Annotated in this window: 5 protein-coding genes; 3 read left to right on the top strand and 2 right to left on the bottom strand. The window is 49.6% G+C overall.

Annotated elements, in window-relative coordinates:
* The 3 genes from C2M17_RS15810 to C2M17_RS15800 all read left to right on the top strand — a co-directional run.
* A partial coding sequence (locus tag C2M17_RS15810) for an HlyD family efflux transporter periplasmic adaptor subunit (protein WP_105201230.1) occupies window positions 1-790 on the top strand: 790 nt, incomplete at its 5' end.
* 255 nt (window positions 791-1,045) lie between these two features.
* Window positions 1,046-2,020: a transposase gene (locus C2M17_RS15805; RefSeq protein WP_105201664.1), complete on the top strand. Its 975-nt coding sequence runs from the start codon at window positions 1,046-1,048 to the stop codon at window positions 2,018-2,020.
* A gap of 649 nt (window positions 2,021-2,669) precedes the next feature.
* A complete protein-coding gene (locus C2M17_RS15800) occupies window positions 2,670-5,210 on the top strand; it encodes a TonB-dependent receptor plug domain-containing protein (RefSeq protein ID WP_105201663.1) in 2,541 nt (846 codons plus the stop codon).
* A 94-nt stretch (window positions 5,211-5,304) separates the two neighbouring features.
* On the opposite strand, the gene C2M17_RS15795 is transcribed toward C2M17_RS15800, so the two are convergent.
* Window positions 5,305-7,176, bottom strand: coding sequence for a S8 family serine peptidase (locus tag C2M17_RS15795; RefSeq protein ID WP_105201662.1), 1,872 nt, complete (start codon window positions 7,174-7,176; stop codon window positions 5,305-5,307).
* Between the two features lie 297 nt (window positions 7,177-7,473).
* Entirely contained in the window at window positions 7,474-8,178 is a 705-nt protein-coding gene (locus tag C2M17_RS15790; protein WP_105201661.1) for a tellurite resistance TerB family protein, read from the bottom strand.
* Window positions 8,179-8,293: the final 115 nt, after the last annotated feature.

The following is an 8,293-nucleotide window of genomic DNA, read 5'->3' as shown; positions in this document are numbered from 1 at the left end:
CTTTCCAAACGAACTGAAAATCGATGAGAAAGATCGCATCTTTGAGCAAGCGTTATTTGCCTCTCGACGGACCAATAAACAAGAAAAAGTCGTTGGCTTACAACGCCGCATGCACATTGTCGAAGAGCAGCTCGGCATCTTACGCCCCATGGTGGCGTCCGAGTCGGTCAGTCAAATGGAGCTGCTCCGGTTAGAAAAGGAGCTTGAAGATTTAAAAGGACAGATCATCGAAGTCAGCAACAATTACATGCAGGACGCCTACACCGAATTGACTCAAAAGAAAGCAGAGCTCAATGCCCTGAACGAGTCTTTAGTGCAGCGGCAAGATCAGTTGACTCGCACCCAAATCACATCGCCCGTCAAAGGTATGGTGAATGACATTTTGGTTACCACACGCGGTGGTGTGGTGCAGCCGGGTGAGCCTATCATGTATGTCTTACCGATTGATGAGCAATTACTGATTGAAGCGAAAATAGCCCCTGAAGACATCGCATTTTTAGCACCTGGAATGTCAGCGAAAGTGAAAATCACGGCGTATGACTTTTCGATTTACGGGGATCTCGAAGGCGAAGTAATTCAAATTAGTCCGGATACGATTGAAGAGGAAACGGCACAAGGCAAAGCGTACTTTTATCAGATCCTGATTACTACCGAAGGGAATCAGTTAGTTAAAGGTGATAAGAGCTACCCCATCCGGCCCGGCATGATTGCACAAGTGGATGTGTTAGGAGGTAAACGCACAGTTCTCAGTTACCTCTTAAATCCGCTTCTGAAAGCTAAACTCAACTAAGTAACACAAACAAGAAGTACCCCCCTTGGTGGTACTTCTTGATATCGAATTAGCCTGACAGCCACTCCAAGTAGGAATTAGCCAGACACCTACTCCAAGATTTCAAATTAGCAAGACACCAACTCCAATATTTTTCACTTCCAGGCCGATTGTCTACACTTTGAGTGCAAAATAACTAAGACACCCACTCCAAGGTTTCACACTTCCGGACTCCTTGACTACACTTTGAGGGTTCTACTCAAGGAGGAGTGAATCATGGCAACGCCTCGGAAAAACCAAATCAGTCTGGCTGACACCCCTTATTATCACTGTATTTCTCGCTGTGTACGGCGCGCCTTTTTATGTGGTGAAGATGCACTGACCGGCCGCTCTTATGAACATCGCCGCGACTGGGTTGAAAGCAAGTTATTAAAGTTAGCTCGTATTTTCTGCATAGATGTGTGTGCCTACGCGGTAATGAGCAACCATACCCATGTGGTGCTGCATGTGGATAGGCGCAAAGCCCAGCGCTTAACGGATAAAGCCATTGTGCTGCGTTGGCATAAACTATTTAAAGGCACCTTGCTCAGTCAACGTTTTGTGCAAGGGGAGTCGTTAGATGGGGCCGAATTGGCCGCTCTACAAGGTCGAATCTTGATTTATCGGAAGCGCCTTAGTGATATCAGCTGGTTTATGCGAGTGCTCAATGAAGGGATTGCCCGTCAAGCCAATCGTGAAGATGAATGCACCGGCAGATTCTGGGAGGGCCGATTTAAATCTCAAGCGCTTCTTGATGAAGCTGCCCTTATTGCCTGCTTAGCCTATGTGGAGTTAAACCCGATTCGCGCCAAGGCCGCCGACTTACCCGAACAATCCGATTATACGAGCGTGAAAGCCCGCATCGAATCAGCAAAGAAGGGTAAGCAACCTTCCACTTTAATGCGTTTTGTTGGACACCCTCGTAAGCCTATGCCGAAAGGCCTGCCTTTTGAGCTACGCAGTTACTTAGAGCTGGTTGAATGGACGGGGCGATGTATACGCGAGGATAAACCAGGTTATATTGCATCTGACGCAACCCCCATACTTGAACGACTCGATATTAGCCCAGTAAATTGGCTGTCCCTGGCCACCTCATTCACCAAGGTTTTTCGCGGCGCGGTGGGTAAGGAGCAAGCATTAACAACCTACTGCCAGCATCAACACCGAAAACGACGTGTGGATTTAAGCAACAGCCAAGCACTGTTTATTTAAACTCAACTTCCTTTCCCTTTATCGCTCACTAAGCCCGAAAGTATCCAATACGCACGTCCAAAATTCACGAAAATGATAATAATGAAAGGAAAATTGTCGAAAAACGTTCGAACTGGGCAACACTCACTTTAAAATTCATCTCCCCTCATTCCGTTGGAAAAACTCTATCTTTAAAATGGCTGTCTTGGTTATGTCTCTTAAGATGGGTGTCTTTGTTATTTTCTTCGTTGCAAAAACTCTATCTTTAAAATGGCTGTCTTGGTTATGTCTTTTAAGATGGGTGTCTTTGTTATTTTTTAAAGTGGGTGTCTTGTTTACTCCCTCTTGTTTACTCCCGAGTTTGACCGCTGCGCGCGCTTTTTCATCTCCTAAAATAGCTCCAACTGGTCGTAGCAGTGCATAAAATAGTCTATAACTATTTCAAATAGCTCAATAATTGTATTTTCACACTTAAGTCGTAGCTATTTTTTCTTTCAATCTTTGTTTTTGTTGATAGGATGTTTCCTAAAGGTTAAATCGGTTGACCTGAGTTAGCCGCGATAACCATCATAGAAATTATAATAAGTGCTTTAGCTTACTCTTCTACCTCTCCACCCTCAGGTGCGTCAATTGAGCAAGAAGAGCAGGCAGGATAATCAACAGGACATATATGACAACACATCGATTAAATATGCTGGCAGTTGCCGTCGGCTTAGCCGTTTCTACGGTCTCAGTGCAGGCTGAAGAGTCACAACAAGTCAAAGCAGATGAAAAAATTGAAGTAATTTCGGTACTGGGCTCGCGCATGGCCAATCGCACGGCCACAGAGTCTACATCGCCGGTTGATTTGATTGACTCGGACGACCTCAATAAGGGCGGCTTTACCGAACTGGGTCAAAGCTTACAGGCTACTGCGCCTTCGTTTAACTTTTCTCGTACCCAGGTGTCGGACGGCTCTGACTTGTTCCGTCCCGCGACTCTTCGTGGTTTACAGCCGGACCAAACCCTGGTGCTGATCAATGGTAAGCGTCGTCATAACCAGTCTATCTTTGGCCTAAATGGTACGGTCGGCGCGGGTGCGGCGGGTACCGACATGAACGCTATTCCATTGATTGCGCTAAAAGGCGTTGAAGTTTTGCGTGATGGTGCCGCTGCGCAATATGGCTCAGATGCCATTGCCGGTGTTATTAACCTTTCTTTAAACAATTCAACTGGTGTTACAACAGGTTACGTTCAAGCTGGCAGCACAGGCGAGGGTGATGGTGATACCATTTCCATCGGCCTAAACCGTGGTTTTGATATCGGCGATGACGGTGGATTTATCAACTTCTCAGTTGAATATCGTGATGCTGATGGCACCAACCGTGCCGAGCGCGACATTGGTGGCTCGGTCGATGTGCCGTATGGCACCTTATCTGACGACGTGCGTTGGGGACAAGGTAATGCCGATAGCGAATTTACCTCACTGTTTTACAATATGGTCCTGCCTATGGACGACATCGAGCTGTATTCGTTCGGTGGCTACTCAAACCGTACTGCCTTGGGTAATGGCTTTTATCGAAACTTCGATCAGGCCGCCAAAAACGTGGTGCAGGTTTACGGCGATGGTTTCTTACCGCGCATTGATAACGAGGCGGAAGATATTTCCTTCGCTCTTGGCCTTCGCGGCGAGATAAACCCGGATTGGGGCTATGATGTTTCAGCGGTTTATGGTGAAAACACCTATGATTTCCACTCGAAAAACACCATCAACGCCTCATATGCGGCCGAGTATGTGTTCAATAACCCGGATGCATCGGATGCGGATATCATAGCCAATGCAGGCCCTCGCGGTGGTTATTCCGGTGGTTTCCGTTTTGATCAAACCACGGTTAATGCAGATCTAAATGGTACGCTTGATATCGGCCGCGCAGATCCTGTGTATCTGTCTGTTGGTGCCGAATACCGTAAAGAGAATTATGAAATCGTCCCAGGTGAAGAAGCCTCTTATGCTTGTGGTTTGGCCAATATGGATACCTCTTACCCGTCGGTAAACGATCCTGATCAGTTTGCCGAATGTGGTTTCCAAGCCTATAACGGCTTGCGTCCTGAAGCCTCAAACGATGAAAGTCGACACAGCTATGCCTTGTATGCGGATGCCGAAACCTTGATCACCGACGCTTGGCAGGTGAGCGCGGCGTTGCGTTATGAAGATTTCTCCGATGCCGGCGACGACATCATAGGTAAACTTGCGACTCGCTATGAAGTAAATGATGACTTCGCCATTCGAGGTGCAATTTCGTCGGGCTTTAGAGCGCCGTCACTACAACAAAGTGCTTACACTGCCTACACCACTAACCTGGGTGCCAGTGGTGAATTAGAGCAGTCGTTTACGGCAACGGCTGGCTCGGATTTCCCTTCTGCTCTGGGTGTGGATAGCCTGGAGCTTGAGAGTTCAGAAAACCTTAGTTTTGGCTTTGTTTGGGATTTCAGCAGCGAGTTGTCGCTTACCGTTGATTTCTATCACGTTGAGATTAAAGACCGCATTACTCTAGGTAGCTTGATGTCTGCCGAAGATGTGGCCTTCAGCCCAGAAGCTGTGGCAGCCCTTAACGCCACAGGTGCTGCGCAGGCAAACTACTTCTCTAACTCGGTAGACTCAACCACTAAAGGGGTGGATATCATCGCCGCGTATAACACAGATTTATACGATGGTGCTTTCTCTGCGACCTTCGCCGGTAACTTAAATGAGACCGAAATCGACGATGTAAACGCGCCGCAGGGCATCCCTGATAACATTGCCCTAGATGATCTACAACGTAGCTTCTTAACTGATGGCCAACCGGGCGAGCGTGCAACTTTAACGTTCGAATATGAGCGTGGCGATTACAACAGCATGTTGCGTTTTAACTATTATGGTGAAACCGATGTGAGTTACTTCGGTCAGGATCATATTCCTCTACCGGATGAGTTATCACCTACGGGTTCATTTAAAGACACCAGTACCGTTGAATCGGCCGTGCTAGTGGACGTAAATGTGGGTTATCACCTATCTGATGAGGTTATGCTGTCTGTGGGTATCGACAACCTGTTTGACGAAACGCCGGATGAGCTAGGTGAAGATGAAGTGCTTGATTTTATTTCAAATCAGGCATTTAAATACCCGCTTCGCGCTGTGCCTTATGGCTTTGATGGTATGACCTATTATGCGAAAGTAAGCTTTAGCTTCTAAACGCTAACGAATTAAAAAGCACGCGAAAGCGTGCTTTTTTGTGCCTGTCACTTCTGCGCTTAACGCCTAGCGTTTATCGCCTATTGCGTAGCAACTAGTTGCTGCAGTTTTTACCACGGCAGGGCTTATCGCCGCCGCCACCGCTGCCCCCGCCGCTTTCGGTAACATCCACACCTATCCAGTTCGACCAGCTTGATGCGCCGCTGTTATTAAATGCACGTAGACGATAGCGGAAGGTGCCTGCGCCGCTGCTATCCACCAAGGCGGTTTGGTCTGCACTGACAGGGCCGATAGAAGTGGTGGATTGCCACACACCCGCTAGTTTTTTATGGGCCTTTTCTCGTTGCAGCTCATAGCCGCTTTCGTCGCTTACATCATTCCAACTTATGACTGCGGTGCCATCGCCACCATCAAGAACCGCAAAATTTCCCGGCGTCAGAGGTGGCAGCGGATTGCTGCTGGCATTGAGGGCACCGGCCAGATTTAAGCGTCCGTTTAGCGACCAGGCTTGCATATTCTGGCCTCCGGCTCCACTGACATCGGCACCTTGCTCCAGGCGCTCACGCACCGCCTGGTTACAGGGCACACCCGGAGCAGCTTCGCAGCTAGCAGGGTCGGCCAGGCCATCGCTATAAAAGTGCGCCCAGACCACAGCCGCCGCGCCGGCAACAAAGGGGCTGGCCATGGATGTGCCGGAATACCAATCCAGGCAGGCATCGTTATCGGGGTCAAAAATCGTTCCCAGTATTTCCGCGTAGAAAACACAGAGCTCATTGGGAACCGTGGAGATAATATGGTCGCCCGGCGCCATCATGGATATCCAGTTACCGAAATTAGAAAATGAAGCCCTGTCATCATTTCGCTCCGTGGCACCTACGGCTAACACAGGGTCATAGGCCGCCGGATAGGTGAGGGTGTTAACACCATCATTACCCGCTGCAGCGATCAGCACTGCACCTCTGCTCCAGGCATAGTCGACGGCATCGGACTCTGTTTGTGTCCAGCCGCCTAAGCCGGCAGGCTCGCCGTTTTCATCTACGGCATCGCTGGCATAGCTCATATTGATCACGTGATAGCCGTTATCGGCAGCGTAGGTGATCGCCGCTGCAGACGAAGACACAGGGCAGACGCCGACTATCACATAAATGCCCAGTGGCGGCATTAGATCTATGGTGTATTCAAAACAGGTTTTTAGGTTACCCACGGCGCTGTTCCAGCCAACCCCGGCAATGCCTATGTCATTGTTGGTGGCCGCTGCGGCTATGCCCGCCACATGGCTGCCGTGAGCGGCGACATCATCGAGTGTGGTGCTGTAGTCGGTGACAAAACTGACTTCTTCGACGCATTTTCCTGGGGCAATAAATTCAAGGCTCCCACCGGGGCGAGCGGCGGTGCGGCAGTCGACGCCGGTATCGAGAATGGCAATTTTCACCTGGCTGGAGCCGGTGCTGAGATCCCAGCCTTCTGGCGCATCTATATCCGCGTCCACTCGGCCAACTAGGTCCTGCACTCCGGTTTGCGGGTTCATCAGCAATTGCCCGGTATTATTCAGACCCCATTGCTCTTTAAACCATTGGTTGTCGGTGCCGGTGGGCGGTGGATCTTGACCTTCATCGGGGATCAATAAGACTCGATAGTGATCCGGCTCGGCGTAAAGGACATTGGGGTTATTGCTGAACATCTTGATGCTTTTGCCGACACTGCCAGCGGGCACTTTAATGATATGCACGCTGAGCGGGGATATGACTCTTTGTGGTGAGCCGCCGGCCATGGCCGCTAGCTGGCGAACCTCTTCAGCCTTGGTGCCCGGTTTGAATTTCACCAGCACCCGATCCGGGGCGTAAGCGGGAATGTCATAGCGGCCTGGAACCTCGACGGCACCCTCTATGGTGCTAGGAGCTGCATGGGCATGGCTATAACTCAGGACAAACAGTAGCGATAACAAAAGACGATGAAAACTTTGCACTTTTTCTCTCCTTTGAACTTTTTAAATGTTTCCTGTCGGCGTTACCGCAAGGTCATCTCCTGACCTTAGGCCCGTTACTGTGCACTTAGTTACCAAATGGGATGCAAATATTGGCTGCCAATTTTGGATGTTAAGAACAGCCGCACAGACCAGCTTAACTTCCTAAGTCTAGAAGCCTTTTGCGTCATGGCAATGTTCAATGTTGTGATTGGTACTTTAGGGTTAAGGATGAATAGGGACAAAAAAGCCCCGCCTGCAGGCGAGGCTCGATTTACTAGTTTCATTTCGCTTGGCGTATTACTTATGTTCCAATTGATTATGAATACTGGCGACCAATTCCCTGGGAATGCAAAGCTGATTTGCCAGCGCCTCCAGGTAATGAGTAGAGGCGGCTTGTTGCAAGTCGATAGCAGTGACGCTGGCGGCATACACCTCGATACCGGTTTTTGCATCCGGCACTGTGTTTACTAGTTCGGACAAGGTCATGGGCTTTCGCAGCTCATCGAAGAGCATGGCTTTTTCCGTGACCGTAAGGGCCATATTTTCCACGCTGGCAAAAATCTTTTGACGCTCTGCTTCGTCGATATGGCCATCGGCATAGGCGGCGGCTATCATCGCCCGCATAAGCAGTAATTGCCCCGACTCATTGTGATCATCGACCACCTCGGTAAAGGCCTGCTCTGGCATGCGTGCCGGGGTGTAATCAAAAGTGCGGCCACTGCTATTGGCCGAGTGCGTGTCCTGAGCTGATTGCGGTGGGTATTCCCTGTGTACCTGGCCCGGTTGGGCGGTCTCGCTTTTTTGCGAATATTGCTGGTAGGCCTTCCACGCAAGCCCACCCACGGCGGCTAAGGCGCCATATTTAAGCGCCTTTTTACCCACCTTCTTGCCTTTTTTGCTTGTTGCCAGGCTGGTTAATCCGCCACCGGCCACGCCGCCTAAGAAGCCACTGAGCGCCCCTGATTTATTCAGGCTGCCCACTAATTTTTGTAACTCTTTCATCACTGCGTCCTTTTCTCTGTGGTGAGCACACCATATGCCAATTTTTTTGAAATGAAAACGGCGGTTTTGTTACAAAGCGCTACAAGGGCAGCCAAGTCTAGATGCGATCCTTGGG

The sequence above is a fragment of the Pseudoalteromonas sp. T1lg10 genome (assembly GCF_002964545.1).
Classification (GTDB): domain Bacteria; phylum Pseudomonadota; class Gammaproteobacteria; order Enterobacterales; family Alteromonadaceae; genus Pseudoalteromonas.
Note: the sequence above shows the minus strand (reverse complement) of the source record. Positions and strands in the feature narration are given on the sequence as shown.